Source organism: Pseudomonas marvdashtae, assembly GCF_014268655.2.
In the GTDB taxonomy this organism is placed as follows: domain Bacteria; phylum Pseudomonadota; class Gammaproteobacteria; order Pseudomonadales; family Pseudomonadaceae; genus Aquipseudomonas; species Aquipseudomonas marvdashtae.
Window position 1 is genome coordinate 160,233 of the sequence record NZ_JABWQX020000002.1, and the last position, 17,377, is coordinate 177,609.

A 17,377-nucleotide genomic window follows, 5' to 3' on the forward strand; every position below is an offset into this window, starting at 1 on the left:
CTCTGAATCCTTTGTCGTTACAGTTGATGTATCAGTGTTCGTCGCCGGCATAAGGGTCGGGATGACCCAGCTCTGCAAGCAACGTCCGTTCCAGTGCTTCCATTTCCTCGGCTTCCTCATCTTCCATATGGTCGTAACCGAGCAAATGCAAGCAGCCGTGTATCACCAGATGAGCCCAGTGGGCTTCGCAAGTCTTGCCTTGTTCGGCGGCTTCGCGCTCCACCACCGGGACGCAGATCACCAGATCGCCCAGCAATGGGATATCGAGCAACTCGTCGGGCACGTCGGCGGGGAACGACAGCACGTTGGTGGCATAGTCTTTCTGCCGCCAGGTGTGGTTCAGCTCGCGGCCTTCAGGTTCATCCACCAAGCGGATCGTCAGTTCTGAATCGGCGCTGCGCTGGCGCAGGGCCAGTTCGCACCATTGGCGAAACTGGGCTTCGCTGGGAGAGGGTTGCTCGCTGGCCAGTTGCAAGTCGAGTTCAAGCATCGTGGCGCTTGCCCTTGTCGGCGGGCAGGGCCTCGTCCTCGCGGTTCTCGAAGCGCTCGTAGGCTTCGACGATGCGCTGCACCAGCGGATGACGCACGACGTCCTTGGGCAGGAAATGCGTGAAGCTGATGCCTGGGACGTCCTTGAGCACTTGGATCACGTGGTTCAAGCCGGACTTGGTGCCGCGCGGCAGGTCGACCTGGGTGATGTCCCCGGTGATGACGGCGGTGGAGCCGAAGCCGATCCGGGTCAGGAACATTTTCATCTGTTCGACGGTGGTGTTCTGGCTTTCGTCGAGGATGATGAAGCTGTTGTTCAACGTGCGACCGCGCATATAGGCCAGTGGCGCAACCTCGATGACTTGGCGTTCGATCAGCTTGGCGACGTATTCGAAACCGAGCATTTCATACAGCGCGTCATAGAGAGGTCGCAGGTAAGGGTCGATTTTCTGGCTCAGGTCGCCAGGCAGGAAGCCGAGTTTTTCGCCCGCTTCGACCGCCGGACGCACCAGCAGGATGCGTCGCACCTGTTCACGCTCAAGCGCATCGACTGCGCAGGCCACTGCCAGGTAGGTCTTGCCGGTACCGGCCGGGCCGATGCCGAAGTTGATGTCGTTGCCCAGGATTTCCTTCACGTAGCGCTGCTGATTCAAGCCTCGTGGGCGAATCATGCCTTTTTTCGTGCGCAGGGCCACCGCAGGCTCCGCGGGGGCGTGGTTGTCGAGTTCTTCGACAGCCGATTCCTGCAGGAACAGGTGGACCATGTCCGGCGACAGCTCGCTCCCCTTGGTTTCCCGGTAGAGACGGCGCAGGAGGTTTTCCGCGGAGGAGGTGTGCTTGGGTTCGCCGATCAGTTCGAACTGGTTCCCGCGGTTGCGGATCTCGATGGCCAGGCGCTGTTCGATCAAGCGCAGATGCTCGTCGAATTGCCCGCACAGATTGGCGAAGCGGCGAGCCTCAAAGGGCTCGAGAATGAAACGATGTGGTTCGATGGGTGCGTTCAAGGTCGTTTTTAGCCGCCCAGGGGCAATTAAGGTGAAATCAAGGATAGCGCCAGTAGGCTGGGTGCGAAAGCTCTTAAACGGCGCAATCCGATAACAGGGACTGACAATTCATCGTGGACCCAGGCTATTGGACCAGCGAGCCGCGCAGGGAGTGCGGTTGTGCGGCGTCGATGTGTACGTCGGCGAACTGGCCTATCAGCGCCGGAGTATCGCAGCGGAAGTTGACGATCCGGTTGTTCTCGGTCCGGCCCTGCAATTCGCCCGGGTCTTTTTTCGAGTAGTCGGTGACCAGGATCCTCTGGATCGACCCGACCATTTGTCGGCTGATTTCGAAACCCTGCTGATTCAATCGATGCTGCAAGGCGTTGAGCCGTTCTTTCTTGACCTCTTCCGGCGTCTCGTCCACCAGGTCGGCCGCCGGCGTGCCGGGGCGCTGGCTATACACAAAGGAGTAGGAGAAGTCGAAACCGACGTCTTCGATCAGCTTCATGGTCTGCTGGAAATCTTTCTCGGTTTCGCCCGGGAAGCCAACGATAAAGTCCGAGCTGATGCAGATGCCCGGCACCGCCGCCCGCAACTTGCGCAGCTTGGATTTGTATTCGAGCGCCGTGTGGTTGCGCTTCATGGCCGACAGGATCCGATCGGAGCCCGATTGCACCGGCAGGTGCAGGTGCTTGACCAGTTCAGGTACCTCGGCGTGGGCCTGGATCAGGCTGTCGGAGAACTCCAGCGGATGCGAGGTGGTGTAGCGGATGCGGTCAATACCCTCTACCGCTGCCACGACCCGGATCAGTTCGGCGAGGTCCGCCAGGCGCCCATCGTGGGTCAGGCCGCGATAACCATTGACGTTCTGCCCCAGCAGCGTCACTTCGCGCACGCCGTTTTCGGCCAGGTGAATGATCTCGGCAATCACGTCGTCGAACGGCCGGCTGACTTCTTCGCCCCGCGTATAGGGCACAACGCAGAAGGTGCAATATTTACTGCAGCCTTCCATCACCGATACATAGGCACTCGGGCCGTCGATGCGCGGTTCGGGCAGGTGGTCGAATTTTTCGATTTCCGGGAACGAAACGTCCACCTGCGGCAATTTGGTCGCGCGCGCGGCGTCGATCATCTCAGGCAGGCGATGCAGGGTCTGCGGGCCGAAAACCACGTCTACATAGGGTGCGCGGTCACGAATGGCGGCGCCTTCCTGGCTGGCCACGCAACCGCCCACGGCAATGACCATTTCCGGGTTGGCCAGCTTCAGCTCGCGCCAGCGGCCCAGTTGGGAATACACCCGGTCCTGGGCGCGTTCGCGGATCGAGCAGGTATTGAGCAGAATCACGTCCGCATCTTCGGCGCGAGCGGTGACTTCCAAGGCCTGGTGTTCACCCAGCAGGTCGACCATGCGCGAGCTGTCGTACTCGTTCATCTGGCAACCGTGGGTTTCGATGTAAAGCTTCTTGGCCATGGACGGGGTCATCACGTGATTCAAAGAACCGCGCATTATAGGGAACAAGTCACTGGGTTCCTACCGCTGTGCGAGCAATGGCTATGGTATAGTTCGCGCCCTCATTTTTACCCGCCGATGTGTTTCGCCAGCCATGACCAAACGTGAAGCTCCAATCTACAAGGTGATTTTCCTCAACCAGGGCCAGGTGTTCGAAATGTACGCCAAGCAGATCTATCAAAGTGATCTGTGGGGCTTCCTGGAAGTCGAGGAATTCGTCTTTGGCGAGCGCACGCAAGTGGTCGTCGATCCGAGCGAGGAAAAGCTCAAGGCGCAATTCGAAGGTGTGGTGCGCAGCTTCGTGCCGATGCATTCGATCGTGCGCATCGACGAAGTCGAGCGCCTGGGCACGCCGAAAATCAGCGAAGCCCGTGGCGCGGTCGGCAATGTGATGCCGTTTCCGATGCCGATGCCTGAGAAGTAAACAGCTTCAGCGCAGTCCTAATGTGGCGAGGGGACATGGCGGATTCAGGGCAGCGGCGAGAAGGGCGTGCGTCCGTCGGCGTTTTGCAATTCCATCAGGTATTTGCGAAAGATCTGGCCCAGTACCTGGGTCGCCACCTCCAGCTCGTCACGGGGCATTTGCTCGGCAACTTCGTCGGCGGTGTCCAAGGCTTCTTCGGCGCCGTTGACCGCCGCCATCTTCAGGACGATGTAAGCCTGGACGTTGTTGGCCGGCACGCCTTCACCATGAAAGAACATGCCGCCGAGCTTGTATTGCGCCTGGGGATGGCCTTGCAGGGAGGCTTTTTCGAAATAGCTGAGGGCCAGCTTCAGGTCGCGCGGCGCGGCCTTGCCATCGTAGTAGAATTCACCCAGCTCGTATTGCGCTTGTGCATCACCGTCGTCGGCCGCTTTTCGACAGGCGTCGAGTGCCGGTGCGAGATCTTGTGGCTGGGTGTTGAGCGTGCAACGGCCCATCGCCGGGATCAACAACGAGTTACCGCCTGCCTGTGCGTGAGCGAGCAGGGGTTGAAGGACCAACAGGCAGCCCAAGGCAAGGGTGCGGCCGGTGCGGTTCATGAGAATCGACTTACCTCTGAGGGGCGCGTGGACCCACCGGGGGATCCAATAAGCGCGCATTATGAAATAAGCAGGGCCATCCTTACAAAGTCTTTACTCGTTTTTCTGCTGCGAGGGAACGGCGGCGGCCACTTCTCGGTTGAATACGTAGGAAAAAGCGCCAGGACGATCGGCAATCGCTGACGCTGGTGTCAGCCAGCGTCAGTTATCCACAGCCTTACTTCAGCGCAGCAAAGGCCCGTTCGGCCGCATCAAGGGTGATCTTCAACTCCGCTTCACCATGGGCGATGGAGGTGAAGCCGGCTTCGAAGGCGCTTGGCGCCAGATAGACGCCGCCGTCGAGCATCAAGTGGAAGAAGCGCTTGAATCGGTCGGCGTCGCTGGCCATCACGTCGTCGAAGGTCACGATGTCATCGGCGCCACTGAAATACAGGCCGAACATGCCGCCGGCCTGGGTGGTGACGAACGGAATCCCTGCCGCATCGGCGCGCACTTGCAAGCCATCGAGCAGGCGAGTGGTGAAGTCGGTCAGCTCGGCGTGGAAGCCCGGGCGGCTGATCAGGCGCAAGGTGGTCAGGCCGGCGGCCATAGCCAGCGGATTGCCCGACAGCGTGCCGGCCTGGTATACCGGCCCCAGCGGGGCGATGCATTCCATGATCGCGCGCTTGCCGCCGAAGCAGCCCACTGGCATGCCGCCGCCGATGATCTTGCCGAAGGTGCTCAAGTCCGGCGTGACGCCGTAATGGGCCTGGGCGCCGCCGAGGGCAACGCGGAAACCGGTCATCACTTCGTCGAAAATCAACACCACGCCGTGCTGGTCGCACAGGCTGCGCAGGCCTTCGAGGAAACCTGGCGCCGGCGGTACGCAGTTCATGTTGCCGGCCACCGGTTCGACGATAATGCAAGCCACTTCCTGGCCAACCTCGCCGAGCATTTTCTCGACTTCTTCCAGGTCGTTGAAAGGCAGCGTCAGCGTGTGCTTGGCGAACGCCGCCGGCACGCCCGCAGAGCTCGGCACGCCTTGGGTCAGCGCGCCGGAACCGGCCTTCACCAGCAAGCTGTCGGAATGGCCGTGGTAGCAGCCTTCGAATTTGATGATGCTGTCGCGGCCGGTGTAGCCGCGCGCCAGGCGGATCGCACTCATGGTCGCCTCGGTGCCGGAGCTGACCATGCGCACCATTTCCATCGACGGCACGATAGAACAGACGAGGTCGGCCATCTCGGTTTCCATCGCGGTCGGGGCGCCGTAGGACAGGCCGTGTTGCAGCTGCTTGCGCACCGCATCGAGGACGTCCGGATGGCTGTGGCCCAGGATCATCGGCCCCCACGAACCTACGTAATCCACGTAGCGCTTGTCGTCTTCGTCGGTGACGTACGCACCTTCGGCGTGCTTGAAGAACAGCGGGGTGCCGCCGACGCTCTTGAATGCACGAACCGGGGAATTCACGCCGCCGGGGATGTGTTTTTGAGCATTGGCAAACAAGGTTTCGGAACGGGACATGGTAGGACTCTCGAAATCGGAATGACTATTTGGTTTGCAGCAAGGCGTTGAAGGCGCGGGCGCGGCGTGTCACTTCAGCAGTGCTGTCGGCGCCGAACAGGCCGTGGACCACCGCGAGCAGATCGACCCCGTGAGCCACCAGCGGGGCGGCATTTTCCAGGGTAATGCCGCCAATGGCGCACAGCGGTATATGCAGTTTGATGCGAGCCTGTTCGAGCAGTTCAAGGTTTGCGGCAGGCGCCCCGGGCTTGGTGTTGGAATTGAAGAAACGCCCGAACGCAACGTAGCTGGCGCCTTCGCGGACGGCCTGTTCAGCCAGCTCCAGGCTGGCGTGACAGGTGGAGCCGACAATCGCCTTGTGCCCGAGCAACGCCCGCACCGGCGCCAGTGGGCCATCGGTCTGGCCCAGGTGTACGCCGACGCCCAGGCGCGCGGCCAGTTCGGCGTCGTCGTTGATGATCAGTTGGGTCTTGTAGCGCTCGCACAAGTTGCGCAGCGCTTCGGCTTCTCGCAGACGCCGGGCTTCGTCGCTGCTTTTGTCGCGGTATTGCAGCAGCCTCACGCCACCTTCCAGCGCGGCTTCTACATAAGCGAGGAACCTGCCGGCCAGCAACTGGCTGTCGGTCACGGCATAAAGGCCACGTAGTTTCATTCCACAGCTCCTGTGCTACGAGCAGAAATCCAGCGGCAGGCGACGCGGTACGAACTGGCCTTTGCCCAGTTGTTCGGCATCGCGCAGGGTGCGCCAGGTGTAGTCCAGCGCGGTCTTTACCGCGCTGGCAAGCTGTTCACCCTGAGCCAGCCGGCCGGCCAGGGCGCTGGCGAGGGTGCAGCCGGAGCCGTGATAGCTGCCGGGTAAACGCTGGCAAGTAAATGTCTGGCGGTGCCCGTCGCGGCTGTACAGGCGATTATGGACTTCATGCTCGTCGCCGTGACCGCCAGTGATCAGCAGGTGCTTGACGAAGGGCAGCAGTTTTTCGGCGCACTCGTCGGCGCTGCCTTCGGGCAGTTCGGCGAGGATGCGCGCTTCCGGCAGGTTGGGCGTGGCAATGATTGCCAAGGGCAGCAGGCGCTCGCGCATGGCATAGCCGACTTCATCCTTGCCCAGCCGTCCGCCACCGCCAGCGCGCAGCACCGGGTCGCAGACCATCGGCAAATGCGGGTGCGCCTGGAGCAGCTCGACCACGGTGTCGACCATTTCCAGTGAGCCGAGCATCCCCAGCTTGACCGCCGCAACGGGCGAATCGTTGAGCACGGCATTGGCTTGCGCCAGCACCCACTCACGATCGAGCACGCGGAAATCGGTCACGTTGACGGTGTCTTGCACGGTCAATGCGGTAACGGCCGGGGCGGCATGACATCCCTGGGCAAGCAGGGCTTCGATATCTGCCTGCAAGCCGGCGCCACCACTGGGGTCGTGGCCGGAGAGACAGAGGACAACGGGGCGAGAGCTGTAGATATTCATGGTGCGCGAGCTTATCACCAAACCTCTCCGATCTGCGCCTACCTGTGACGATGAAGGCCTCGCCACAATTGAACTCGGCGCCGACGAAATTGCAACCTGACCAAAGCAACAGCTCTATCTCAATGGTTTGCTCTGTAACGCCCGTTCTAGAGCCTCCTGTGGGATAAATTTCCGTGGTGCAAATTGGCCATCAACGGCTATGCTACAGATGGATCCAACCAATAACAGGTAATGCCGGTTTTACGTCTACTCAGGGAATGGGGGGCTTCCTGACTCAACCGGACAGGCCACGCTGGGGCTTAAATGCGCTATTTGCTGATGTTGCTGCTGTGCTTGTCCCCCTTGGCAAGTGCCCTCGAATTTGATGAATTTACCCAAAGCCTGCCTTTGGGCCACGCCCTGCAGGTGCTTGAAGACTCCAGCGGCACGGCCTCCATCGAAGACGTCGTGGCCCAGGCTGCGGCGAATCGTTTCAAATCCCATGACAAAGCCACGCTGAACGCAGGCTACTCACGGTCGGCGTTCTGGCTGAAAGTCGACTTGCACTATCACCCTGGCAATCCGGCTGCCCAGCGGACCTGGTTGCTGGAACTGGCATATCCGCCACTGGATCACGTCGACCTGTACCTGCCCAATGATGCTGGAGCGTATCGCCTCGTGCGCCAGACAGGTGACGCGCTACCGTTCGCCAGCCGTGAGGTGCGCCAGAACAATTACTTGTTCAGCCTGGATTTTCAGCCTGATCAACGCCAGACCGTCTACCTGCGCCTGCAAAGCGAGGGTTCAATCCAGGCGCCTTTGACGCTGTGGTCGAGCACCGCTTATCTGGAACAACAGCCGGTGCGCTTGTACGTGCTGGGGATCATTTATGGCGTGCTGCTGGGAATGCTGGTCTACAACCTGTTCATTTACCTGAGCGTGCGCGACACCAGCTACCTTTATTACATCTTCTACATCGCCTCGTTCGGCCTGTATCAGCTCTCGGTCAACGGCGCGGCGGTCGAATATTTCTGGCCGGACAACCCTTGGTGGACCAACGCCGCGACGCCGTTTTTCATCGGCTGCGCGGGCTTGTTTGGCAGCCAATTCGCCCGCAGCTTCCTGCAAACCGCCGAACACAGCCGCTGGCTCGATCGCTTGTTGCTGGTGCTGATTGCCTATAGTGCCGTGGTGGTGGGCTTGTCGCTGATGACCAGCTATGCGCTGGCGCTGCGTTTGGCGACGGCATTGGCCCTGGTGTTCACCGTGGTGATTTTCGCCGCCGGGTTGTTCGCTTGGTGGCGAGGCCTGCGGGTGGCGCGTTATTTCATCATCGCCTGGTCGGCATTTCTGCTGGGGGGCGTCGTTAATACGCTGATGGTGCTGGGCTACCTGCCGAACATCTTCCTGACCATGTACGCCAGCCAGATCGGCTCGGCCATCGAAGTGGCGCTGTTGTCCCTGGCCCTGGCGGACCGTATCAACGCCATGCGCGAGCAACAGGCCCAGACGCTGTTCGACGCCGGGCAGAAGCTCGAAGTGCTCAACCAGCAATTGGCCCAGGGCAACAAACTCAAGGATGAATTCCTCGCCACCTTGACCCATGAGCTGCGCACGCCAATGAACGGCGTAATCGGCTCCCTGGAGTTGATGGAGACCGTCGAGATGGACGAGGAACTGACCCAGTATCAACAGACTGCCGCCGGTTCGGCGCGGGACATGATGCGCATGGTCAACGGCATCCTCACCCTCACCGAGTTGCAGGCCGGCAAGCTCAAGGTCTATCCGGCGCCGTTCAGCCTGCGTGGGGTGGTCGACGCCTTGCAGGTCCAGTTTGGTGCCAACGCAGCAGCCAAGGGCCTGGATTTCAGGGTGGACGTGAGCCCCGGCCTGGCGGATCGCCTCCTGGGTGACAGCGGTAAACTGGCCCAATGCCTGGAATGCCTGTTGGACAATGCCATCAAGTTCACCCGCGCAGGCGGCGTCGCGCTGCGAGTCACTGGCCGGCCGTCGGAGCTCGATCGGCTGGTGCTGTCTTTCGCCGTGATCGACACCGGCATCGGTTTTACCGACCTTGGCGAGGCAACTCTGTACCAGCGCTTCTTCCAGCTCGACGGCTCGATGACCCGCGAATACGGCGGCCTCGGTGTGGGCCTGGCGATCTGTCGGCAATTGGTCGAGTTGCTCGGCGGGCGTCTGGCCCACACCTCGGAACCGGGCCGCGGCAGTCGTTTCCAGCTGGACGTGGAATTCGACATGGCGCTGCCGGCGGCGGTCCCGACGCCTTTTTCGTTCAATGGCCGCCAGGGTTCTCGCCGGCCTCAGGACTGCACGGTATTGCTGGCGGACGACAACAACATCGATCAGTTGGTCATGCGCGGCATGTTGCTCAAGCTGGGCTATCGGGTGCGTACGGCTGACAGCGGTCGCGCAGCCTTGGACCTGCTACAGGGCGACAGCTTTGACGCGGTGCTCCTCGATTGCCAGCGGTCACCGCTGGACGGCGTGTCGCTGTGCTGCCAAGTCCGTGCGCTGTCCGGTTGCGAGGACTTGCCCGTGCTGGTGGTCAGCCCGAATATTGACCAGGAACGTTGCCCTTCGGGTGCCTTGATCGACTACTTGAGCAAACCGGTAAAATTCGAGGTCCTGCAAGCCATCTTGCAACGGCGGGTACTTTGTCCGAGGCAGGGCGAAAGCGCCGATATTTAGGCGCATATGCCACTTTGATCGGTCAGGGGGCGGTGCTTAACTGAACCCCTGTTGACCGGCCGAGGAGCCCCGTCATGAACCTGCATCAGTTCGCCGAAACCCACGACGTCACCAACCAGCCTCCTTCCCTGGATGGCGCCAACCTGTTCCGCATCGATCTGCCGCTGCAAGAGTGGTCGCAGCGTTTCGGCGCCGGTTGGGCGCAGGCGCGGATCGATGCCTATGGTGCCTTGGCCGGCGGACCGTTGATGGAAGCGGGTTTCCTGGCCAACCAGAACAAACCGGTATTTTCCAGTCACGACCGTTACGGCCATCGCATCGATCTGGTGGAGTTTCATCCCGCCTACCATCAGCTGATGCGTACCGCCGTCGAACATGGCCTGCCCAGTTTGCCCTGGGCCCATCCGCAACCCGGCGCCCATGTCGCCCGTGCGTCGATGACCTATTTGCACAGCCAGGCCGAAGCCGGCACCGGCTGCCCGTTGACCATGACTTTCGCCAGCGTGCCAGCGCTGCGCCTGCAGCCGGATCTGGCCGAGCATTGGCTGCCGAAAGTGCTGGCCACCGAATACGACCCGCGTAACGTCGACATGGCCCATAAAGCCGGGGTTACCCTCGGCATGGCCATGACCGAAAAACAGGGCGGCACCGATGTGCGAGCCAACACCACCAAGGCCTATCCGGTAGGCGCCAGCGGCCCGGGCCAGGCCTATGAGCTGGTGGGCCACAAATGGTTCTGTTCGGCGCCGATGTGCGATGCCTTCCTGACCCTGGCCCAGACCGACAAGGGCCTGACCTGTTTCCTGTTGCCGCGCCATCGCCCGGACGATACGCGCAATCAGTTCTATATCCAGCGGCTGAAAAACAAGCTCGGCAACTGCTCCAATGCTTCCAGCGAAGTGGAGTTTCGCGGTGCCCTGGCCTGGATGATCGGCGAAGAGGGAAGAGGCGTGCCGACTATCATCGAAATGGTCGCCATGACCCGCTTCGATTGCATGGTCGGCTCCAGCGCCCTGATGCGCCAGGCGTTGACCCAGGCCAGTCATCACTGCGCGCACCGCAACGTCGGTGGCAAATTGTTGAGCGAACAGCCGCTGATGCAAAACGTGCTCGCCGACCTGGCGCTGGAAAGCGAAGCGGCGTTGGCCTTGAGCCTGCGCATGGGCCGGGCGCTGGACCATCTGAGCGATGAGCACGAGGCCAAGTTCGCCCGGCTGGTGACGGCGGTGGGCAAGTATTGGATCTGCAAGCGGGCCCCCGCGATGATCAACGAAGCCGCCGAATGCATGGGCGGCGCCGGCTACGTCGAAGACAGCATCCTGCCGCGCCTTTACCGCGAAGCGCCGGTCAACTCGACGTGGGAAGGTTCGGGCAACGTGCAGTGCCTGGACGTGCTACGAGCCCTGTCCAAAGAGCCCGGTGTGCTGGAGGTCTTGTTCAGCGAATTGGGCGACGGCCACGGCGACAAGCGTCTGGCCGGGCACATCCACCAGTTGCAGGTGGCCTTCAAGGACACCGACGACATCCAGTACCGCGCCCGACAATTGACCGAGGACATCGCTGTCGGCCTGCAAGCCAAGCTGCTGCTCGAGGCGGGCAACGGTGACGTCAGCGATGCGTTCATCGCCAGTCGCCTTGGTTGTGGTGGCCGGGTCTACGGTGCCTTGCCGCGTGGCTTGAATGTCGAGGCCATCGTCGCCCGGTCAACGCCCCAAGCGTTTTAGGAGCCACCGTGACGCTGTGAAGTGATAGCGCCCAATACGCCACTGTTCCCGTCGGACCACGATGCAGGCAAGATGAAGGCCTGCAAGTCAGAACACAGGAAGCTGATCGTGACCGAAGCGTTTATTGTCGTTCAAACCGCCGAGCAAGCCGTGGACCGGCTGGCGGCCCTGCACGAGCGTGCGACCAGCGCGCTGAACCAGGCGCTCAAGCGCTACCTCAAGGACCGCATCGAGCCGGACGCCGAGCAACGGGCGTTGTTTCGCTACCCGGCCCTGCGCCTGACCTACCATTGCCATGGCGAAGTCCCGCAGACCACGCGCGCCTACGCCAAGGTCCAGTTGCCCGGCACCTACAGCGTCACCGTCACTCACCCGGCCGCGTTCCGCAAATATCTTCTGGAACAGCTGGTTCCACTGATGCATGACTTTACCGTCACCGTCGAGGTGGGCGTCAGCGAGCAGAACATTCCTTATCCGTACGTGGTGGAGCAGGGCGATGAGCTGGCCGGTTCGGGCGTAACCGCCGCCGTGCTGGCGCGGGTTTTCCCCAGCACCGACTTGTCGGCCGCCACCGATGGCATCGCCGACGGCTTGTACGATTGGGAAAACACCGACCCATTGCCCCTGGCGCTGTTCGACGCCGCGCGGGTGGATTTCTCCCTTCGCCGATTGGTGCATTACACCGGCAGTGACTGGCGCCATGTGCAGCCGTGGATCCTGCTGACCAACTATCATCGCTATGTGGATCAATTCATCGTCCACGGTCTGGAGCAGTTGCGCAGCGACCCGCGTTTCGTGCGCATGGTCTTGCCGGGCAACGTGATCATCGACAAGAACATGGACCACGGCGAAGCCTCCGCCATCGCCGCCGGCGTGGTCTGGCATCGCTACCAGATGCCGGCGTATCACTTGCAGGCCAGCGACGGTCACGGCGTGACCCTGGTGAATATCGGCGTCGGCCCGTCCAACGCCAAGAACATCACCGACCACCTGGCCGTGCTGCGCCCGCATTGCTGGTTGATGATCGGTCACTGTGGCGGGCTGCGGCAGTCCCAGACCATCGGCGACTACGTGCTGGCCCACGCCTACATGCGTCGCGATGGCATTCTCGACCGGGTGGTGCCGCCGAATATTCCGATTCCGGCCTTGGCCGAAGTGCAGATGGCCTTGCAACAAGCGGCAGCCAACGTCACCGGGGAAAAGGGCGACGAGCTGAAGAAGCGTCTGCGCACCGGCACTGTGCTGACCTATGACGACCGCAACTGGGAATTGCGCTGGGCTCAGGAACGTCCGTTGATCAACCTGTCCCGCGCGGTGGCGGTGGACATGGAAAGCGGCACCATCGCCGCACAGGGTTACCGTTTGCGGGTGCCTTATGGCACGTTGCTGTGCGTCTCGGACAAGCCGCTGCACAGCGAGATCAAGCTGCCGGGCTCGGCCAACGCGTTCTATGAGCGGGCGGTCAACCAGCACCTCAAGATCGGGATCGCGGCGCTGGACCTGTTGCGTACCGAGCTCAATTCTTTGCACTCGCGCAAACTGCGCAGCTTCGACGAGCCGCCGTTCCGCTGATGCCGTTCTGAACGGTGGTCATTTAACGGTCGGGCCACTAGCATGGTCGGCCCTGACCGTTAGATGTTGTTGCCGCCATGCCCCGTCCTCCACGCCCTGCTTCCCGTCGTCCTGGCGCGAAGCTTCCAGCCGCCGCGCCGCGCCGTGTGGCCAAGGCCCCGCCGGCCGAGCCGAAGCTGATCCTGTTCAACAAACCCTTCGATGTCCTGACGCAATTCAGCGACGGCGAAGGGCGGGCGACCCTCAAGGATTTTATCGACGTGCCCGGCATCTATCCGGCCGGACGGCTGGACCGTGACAGCGAAGGTCTGTTGCTACTGACCAACGATGGACAATTGCAGGCGCGTATTGCCGACCCCAAGCATAAGTTGGCCAAGACCTATTGGGTGCAAGTAGAGGGCGAACCCAGCGCCGAACAGTTGCAGCGCCTGCGCGACGGCGTGGAGTTGAACGACGGCATGACGTTGCCGGCGCAGGCCCGCCAACTGGACGAGCCGCAATTGTGGCCGCGCAACCCGCCGGTGCGCTTTCGCAAAAGCGTGCCGACGAGTTGGCTGGAGCTGGTCATCCGTGAGGGACGCAACCGCCAGGTGCGGCGCATGACCGCGGCGGTCGGCTTGCCGACGTTGCGCCTGGTGCGGGTCAGGATCGGCGACTGGACGATCGAAGGGCTTGATCAGGGCCAGTGGAAGGAAGTGCCGGCGCGCTTATAACGTGCCGGATTCGATCAGGCCGATCACCACGCTCTTGATGATGAAGGCTGCCACGCCAAGGCCCAGTACAAAAAACAGAATGAACGAGCCAAAACGCCCTGCCTTGGATTTCTTCGCCAGGTCCCAAACGATAAAACCCATGAAAATGATCAGGATGCTGACCAGGCCGGTCATCATCCACTCTTCGAAAACAGCAGGATCCATCGGGGCACTCCGGCGGGGCGGGATTGAAAAGGCGGGCCGAGTATACGGCATGGGGCCGGGGTGCAGGACTGGCCTGCGGCGGTGTGTCGCAGCTGTTCATCGCTCGCCACAAAAGCGGTCAGCTTCGCAGGTGGGTGAGCGGCAGTTCGGTGCTGTTGAGCACTTGGTTCAGCACAAAACTCGAACGCACGCTGGTGACGCCATCGATCCGCGTCAGGTGCCCCAGCAACAGTTTCTGGTAATGGTCCATGTCCGGCACGACTACCTTGAGCTGGTAGTCCGCATCCATGCCGGTCACCAAGCTGCATTCCAACACTTGCGGCAGATTACGTATCGCGGCTTCGAAGTTTTCGAAACGCTCGGGGGTGTGGCGGTCCATGCCGATCAGTACGTAGGCAGTCAGGCTAAGGCCGAGCATCTTGCGATCGAGCAAGGCGACCTGGCGCGAGATGTAGCCGTCGTCCTCCAGTTGCTTGACCCGCCGTGAGCAAGGGGAGGGCGACAGGCCGATGCGTTCGGCCAATTCCTGGTTGGAGATACGCGCGTCGCGCTGCAATTCCGCCAGAATACTGAGGTCGTAGCGGTCGAGTTTGCTCATCGAGCGGGCCTTTATCCGGTTAATTGCGGAAGATTATCCATCCAAGGGTAAAAATTGCGCAAGTAGTGTTTATTCAAGCAATCTTCGCAATCATCTGTCGGCACCTCGGGCCTATGCTTACCACCAAGATCACTGCTCGGACAAACAGTCCAGTGCAGCCCGCCCAATCCGGCCGGCTGCGGTCGCAGTACCCACCGGTACTGGCAGACCCCCGAGCTGCACACTGTCCAGAAGACGGCGTGAGGTGAGCCGATGCCAAAAGCGTCGCGCACGGACTAGATTCTCAAAGGGAGGCCGACGGGCCTCCCTTTTTTAATGCCTGCGAAATAAACCCCGTGGCTGATAACCTGTCGCAGAACCGGCCTGGGCTTTTCCAGTCTCATCATCAGGCCCCGAACCGTTGTGAGGAATTTCATGAAGTCGCGCATCTGGCGTTTGGCAGGTGTTGGTCTGTTGTGGGCAAGTGTCAGTGCGCAGGGAGTGGCCGACGATCAACAAAACCGTGGTGGGCCGGAAGGCGGTCGCGGGCAGGACGGGCGCGGCGGCAACGGCCAGGGTTACTCGGGCCAGCCGCGTCCGCAGAGCAATGAGATCATTCGGGGCGACAACAGCCGTCAGTTCGAGGTCAAGCCGCAGCAGCAACCCGGCAATAACCTGCCGATCCAGGGCCGGCCCGATAACGTGACCCAGACTCGCGAGCCGCAACCGGGCTACTACCGCGATATTCCCCGTCGCAACGATGGCTACCCGAACCCACGCCCCGGCCATGACGGCCGTCCCGACCAGCAATGGCCTGGTCGGCCGGGCGGGCATGGCAACGGCTGGGGGCCTGGGCCGCAGTATCGCCCGGGTTATGTAATCGACCGATTCCCGGATCGCAACTACCGCGTGCCTTATCGCGGCCACGATTATTTCTACTCCGGCGGTTATTGGTATCGTCCGCAAGGACCGCGTTATGTCGTGGTGCAGCCGCCACGGGGCATTCGCACCCGCTACCTGCCCGATTATGCCCGCGAGGTCTGGATCGGCAGCTCGCTGTTCTTCCTCGCGGCCGGCGCCTATTACATCTACGAAGCCAATACTCAGGATTACGTCGTGGTCGAGGCACCGGTCGCCAACCCGCAGCCGCAACCCCAGGGCAACAGCTTTGATGTGGTGGCTTATCCGGCCAACGGCCAGTCGCCCGAGCAGGTCAATCAGGATGGCTACGACTGTTATCGCTGGGCGGTGCAGCAGAGCGGATTCGATCCGCGCAACTACACCTACCCACCGGCACCGGAAGTGGTACAGACCTATCGCCAGGCGCAAGGCAGTTGCTTGAGCAGTCGTGGGTATCAGGTGACGTACTGAGTTCTGGCGGCAGGCAGGATGCCGCTCTTGTGGCGAGGGAGCTTGCTCCCGCTGGACTGCGCAGCAGGCCCAGGATTTTTACGGTCGCTGCGCAACCGAGCGGGAGCAAGCTCCCTCGCCACGGGTTCGGACATCAAGTGCTGGTTCGCTTCACCACCTCCAACGGATCGGCATGCACCAGCACTTCGGCCTTCGGATAGGCGCGATGGATCGCATCGGCGGCTTGGTCGCTGATGCCATGGGCGACTGACAAGGTCAGTTCCCCCGGCAATTCCAGATGCAATTGCACAAACCAATGGTTCCCGGAGATCCGCGTACGCAGGTCATGCGCACCGACCACGCCGGGTACCGCGCAGGCCAGTTCCAGCATGTGCTGGCTGACGTCCGGCGGCAGTTCTTCATCCATCAGCACGGCGAAGCTCTCCCGGGCGATCTGCACGGCGCTCCACAGAATGTAGGCGGCGATGCCCAGGCCGAACCAGGCATCAAGCTGATACCAGCCGAAGCCGGCCAGGATCAGCGCAACCAGGATGCTGCCGTTGAGCAGCAGGTCCGAGCGGTAATGCAGGGAGTCGGCGCGCACGGCGTTGGAGCCGGTGGCGCGCACGACTCGATGCTGCAAGGCCAGCAGCGCCAAGGTCAGCGCCAGGGAAAACACGATCACGCCGACGCTGAGCCACGGCGCCTCGACTGGCACCGGCGCTTTCAGACGCTCGAAGGCCTGCAAGGCGATCAACACCGCACTGCCGCCAATGAACAGCGCCTGGGCCATGCCGGCCAAGGACTCAGCCTTGCCATGGCCGTAGCGATGGTCATCGTCGGCGGGGCGTAGCGCGTAATGCACCGCCAGCAGATTGAGCAGCGAGGTGACGCCGTCCAGCGTCGAATCGGTCAGGCCGGCGAGCATGCTCACCGAACCGCTTAGCCACCAGGCCAGCGCCTTGGCAACGATCAGGATGAACGCCACGGCCACCGACGCCCGGGTGGCCAGGCGTAGCAGGCGAGCGTGTTCGGTGCTGGTGGTCATGGCGCGGTCTTCCTTGGGTTGCGCCTTTTATGCGGCAGGTACGAGACCGAGCGTGGCCAGTTGTTGCACGTTGCCCTTGTGCTGGATCAGGCGCGGATCGTCCAACGGGAAGCTGCGGCCCAGCTCGCTTTCCAGGATGGCTTGCAGCTTTTGGTTATTGATCGTGCCGTCGGGGTTGATGGCCGGCTTGAGTTTCTCTGGCTCGATCTGCACGCTTCTGCCCGGCTCGAAGTAGATCGCGCCGGTGGCGAAGTCCACCGCAAAGGCGATCAGGCCGGGAATGATGTAGAACAGCAGGCCGACGGCGTCGAGCGCGGCAATAGCCGGGTCGATCTTGCCGTCGATCTGGCCGCGACGGTCCGGGTAGAAGATCGAGCCACAGGCGCTGATCTGGGTCAGCAGGCTGGCGACCAGGACGCCGCCGATCACGCGAAAGGGAATACGCATAGCAATCTCCTGAGCAGGTAAGGGCGTTGCTGGTTGGAGTCCAGACCACGCTAAACAGTTCGCCGTTATACTCGGCCCTC

17 protein-coding genes are annotated in these 17,377 nt (G+C 61.8%); 6 read left to right on the forward strand and 11 right to left on the reverse strand.

The features are described 5' to 3' along the window. Positions 1 to 31 precede the first annotated feature (31 nt). The 3 genes from ybeY to miaB all read right to left on the reverse strand — a co-directional run bounded on the left by ybeY (position 32) and on the right by miaB (position 2,946). Positions 32 to 490, reverse strand: coding sequence for an rRNA maturation RNase YbeY (ybeY, locus tag HU742_RS20470; protein ID WP_186610827.1), 459 nt, complete (start codon positions 488 to 490; stop codon positions 32 to 34). Next, positions 483 to 1,493 carry a PhoH family protein gene (locus tag HU742_RS20475; protein ID WP_186610828.1) on the reverse strand — a complete coding sequence of 337 codons (1,011 nt, stop codon included), beginning with the start codon at positions 1,491 to 1,493 and terminating at the stop codon, positions 483 to 485. Before HU742_RS20475 ends, ybeY begins: the two co-directional genes overlap by 8 nt. Before the next feature lie 124 nt (positions 1,494 to 1,617). After that, a complete protein-coding gene (gene miaB / locus HU742_RS20480) occupies positions 1,618 to 2,946 on the reverse strand; it encodes a tRNA (N6-isopentenyl adenosine(37)-C2)-methylthiotransferase MiaB (protein ID WP_186644283.1) in 1,329 nt (442 codons plus the stop codon). Between the two features lie 133 nt (positions 2,947 to 3,079). Here miaB and HU742_RS20485 point away from each other — a divergent pair, with 133 nt between their 5' ends. After that, positions 3,080 to 3,409 carry a DUF1820 family protein gene (locus HU742_RS20485; RefSeq protein ID WP_003185742.1) on the forward strand — a complete coding sequence of 110 codons (330 nt, stop codon included), beginning with the start codon at positions 3,080 to 3,082 and terminating at the stop codon, positions 3,407 to 3,409. Positions 3,410 to 3,453: 44 nt separating this feature from the next. Here the strand turns inward: HU742_RS20485 and HU742_RS20490 are convergent, their stop codons facing one another. The 4 genes from HU742_RS20490 to HU742_RS20505 form a co-directional block, all read right to left on the reverse strand. Next, the gene (locus HU742_RS20490; RefSeq protein WP_186638665.1) at positions 3,454 to 4,008 is read right to left on the reverse strand and encodes a tetratricopeptide repeat protein; all 555 of its coding nucleotides are present in this window, start codon (positions 4,006 to 4,008) and stop codon (positions 3,454 to 3,456) included. Between the two features lie 217 nt (positions 4,009 to 4,225). Beyond that, positions 4,226 to 5,509, reverse strand: coding sequence for a glutamate-1-semialdehyde 2,1-aminomutase (gene hemL, locus HU742_RS20495; protein WP_186638667.1), 1,284 nt, complete (start codon positions 5,507 to 5,509; stop codon positions 4,226 to 4,228). 25 nt (positions 5,510 to 5,534) lie between these two features. Then, complete coding sequence (thiE, locus tag HU742_RS20500; protein ID WP_186638669.1) at positions 5,535 to 6,161, reverse strand: thiamine phosphate synthase; 627 nt, start codon at positions 6,159 to 6,161, stop codon at positions 5,535 to 5,537. A 15-nt stretch (positions 6,162 to 6,176) separates the two neighbouring features. Further along, entirely contained in the window at positions 6,177 to 6,974 is a 798-nt protein-coding gene (locus HU742_RS20505; RefSeq protein ID WP_186610833.1) for a hydroxymethylpyrimidine/phosphomethylpyrimidine kinase, read from the reverse strand. Positions 6,975 to 7,277: 303 nt separating this feature from the next. On the opposite strand from HU742_RS20505, the gene HU742_RS20510 reads away from it, so the two are divergent. The 4 genes from HU742_RS20510 to HU742_RS20525 all read left to right on the forward strand — a co-directional run bounded on the left by HU742_RS20510 (position 7,278) and on the right by HU742_RS20525 (position 13,671). Further along, positions 7,278 to 9,662, forward strand: a complete 2,385-nt coding sequence (locus HU742_RS20510) for a hybrid sensor histidine kinase/response regulator (protein WP_186644282.1) — start codon at positions 7,278 to 7,280, stop codon at positions 9,660 to 9,662. A 74-nt stretch (positions 9,663 to 9,736) separates the two neighbouring features. Beyond that, complete coding sequence (locus HU742_RS20515; protein WP_186644280.1) at positions 9,737 to 11,386, forward strand: acyl-CoA dehydrogenase family protein; 1,650 nt, start codon at positions 9,737 to 9,739, stop codon at positions 11,384 to 11,386. Positions 11,387 to 11,458: 72 nt separating this feature from the next. Further along, positions 11,459 to 12,958 (forward strand): AMP nucleosidase, encoded by a 1,500-nt coding sequence (gene amn, locus HU742_RS20520; protein ID WP_186610902.1) that lies wholly within the window; start codon positions 11,459 to 11,461, stop codon positions 12,956 to 12,958. Positions 12,959 to 13,104: 146 nt separating this feature from the next. Continuing rightward, positions 13,105 to 13,671, forward strand: a complete 567-nt coding sequence (locus HU742_RS20525) for a pseudouridine synthase (protein WP_186638756.1) — start codon at positions 13,105 to 13,107, stop codon at positions 13,669 to 13,671. Here the strand turns inward: HU742_RS20525 and HU742_RS20530 are convergent. Both HU742_RS20530 and HU742_RS20535 read right to left on the reverse strand, forming a co-directional pair. After that, a complete protein-coding gene (locus HU742_RS20530; protein WP_039594082.1) occupies positions 13,666 to 13,875 on the reverse strand; it encodes a DUF2788 domain-containing protein in 210 nt (69 codons plus the stop codon). The genes HU742_RS20525 and HU742_RS20530 overlap by 6 nt on opposite strands. A 118-nt stretch (positions 13,876 to 13,993) precedes the next feature. Next, positions 13,994 to 14,473 carry an Lrp/AsnC family transcriptional regulator gene (locus HU742_RS20535; RefSeq protein ID WP_135847313.1) on the reverse strand — a complete coding sequence of 160 codons (480 nt, stop codon included), beginning with the start codon at positions 14,471 to 14,473 and terminating at the stop codon, positions 13,994 to 13,996. 414 nt (positions 14,474 to 14,887) lie between these two features. On the opposite strand from HU742_RS20535, the gene HU742_RS20540 reads away from it, so the two are divergent. Then, the gene (locus HU742_RS20540) at positions 14,888 to 15,823 is read left to right on the forward strand and encodes a DUF6515 family protein (RefSeq protein WP_186644278.1); all 936 of its coding nucleotides are present in this window, start codon (positions 14,888 to 14,890) and stop codon (positions 15,821 to 15,823) included. A 133-nt stretch (positions 15,824 to 15,956) separates the two neighbouring features. Here HU742_RS20540 and HU742_RS20545 read toward each other — a convergent pair whose 3' ends face one another. Both HU742_RS20545 and pmcY read right to left on the reverse strand, forming a co-directional pair. Then, entirely contained in the window at positions 15,957 to 16,850 is an 894-nt protein-coding gene (locus tag HU742_RS20545; RefSeq protein WP_186644276.1) for a cation diffusion facilitator family transporter, read from the reverse strand. A gap of 27 nt (positions 16,851 to 16,877) precedes the next feature. Beyond that, a complete protein-coding gene (pmcY, locus tag HU742_RS20550; RefSeq protein ID WP_186638679.1) occupies positions 16,878 to 17,297 on the reverse strand; it encodes a periplasmic Zn2+ metallochaperone PmcY in 420 nt (139 codons plus the stop codon). Positions 17,298 to 17,377: the final 80 nt, after the last annotated feature.

Excerpts from the sequence above, each read along its gene's own strand:
- ybeY (WP_186610827.1), bottom strand. The coding sequence starts at position 490 with ATGCTTGAACTCGACTTGCAACTGGCCAGCGAGCAACCCTCTCCCAGC.
- miaB (WP_186644283.1), bottom strand. The coding sequence starts at position 2,946 with ATGGCCAAGAAGCTTTACATCGAAACCCACGGTTGCCAGATGAACGAG.
- HU742_RS20485 (WP_003185742.1), top strand. The coding sequence starts at position 3,080 with ATGACCAAACGTGAAGCTCCAATCTACAAGGTGATTTTCCTCAACCAG.
- HU742_RS20490 (WP_186638665.1), bottom strand. The coding sequence starts at position 4,008 with ATGAACCGCACCGGCCGCACCCTTGCCTTGGGCTGCCTGTTGGTCCTT.
- hemL (WP_186638667.1), bottom strand. The coding sequence starts at position 5,509 with ATGTCCCGTTCCGAAACCTTGTTTGCCAATGCTCAAAAACACATCCCC.
- thiE (WP_186638669.1), bottom strand. The coding sequence starts at position 6,161 with ATGAAACTACGTGGCCTTTATGCCGTGACCGACAGCCAGTTGCTGGCC.
- HU742_RS20505 (WP_186610833.1), bottom strand. The coding sequence starts at position 6,974 with ATGAATATCTACAGCTCTCGCCCCGTTGTCCTCTGTCTCTCCGGCCAC.
- HU742_RS20510 (WP_186644282.1), top strand. The coding sequence starts at position 7,278 with ATGCGCTATTTGCTGATGTTGCTGCTGTGCTTGTCCCCCTTGGCAAGT.
- HU742_RS20515 (WP_186644280.1), top strand. The coding sequence starts at position 9,737 with ATGAACCTGCATCAGTTCGCCGAAACCCACGACGTCACCAACCAGCCT.
- amn (WP_186610902.1), top strand. The coding sequence starts at position 11,459 with ATGAAGGCCTGCAAGTCAGAACACAGGAAGCTGATCGTGACCGAAGCG.
- HU742_RS20530 (WP_039594082.1), bottom strand. The coding sequence starts at position 13,875 with ATGGATCCTGCTGTTTTCGAAGAGTGGATGATGACCGGCCTGGTCAGC.
- HU742_RS20535 (WP_135847313.1), bottom strand. The coding sequence starts at position 14,473 with ATGAGCAAACTCGACCGCTACGACCTCAGTATTCTGGCGGAATTGCAG.
- HU742_RS20540 (WP_186644278.1), top strand. The coding sequence starts at position 14,888 with ATGAAGTCGCGCATCTGGCGTTTGGCAGGTGTTGGTCTGTTGTGGGCA.
- HU742_RS20545 (WP_186644276.1), bottom strand. The coding sequence starts at position 16,850 with ATGACCACCAGCACCGAACACGCTCGCCTGCTACGCCTGGCCACCCGG.
- pmcY (WP_186638679.1), bottom strand. The coding sequence starts at position 17,297 with ATGCGTATTCCCTTTCGCGTGATCGGCGGCGTCCTGGTCGCCAGCCTG.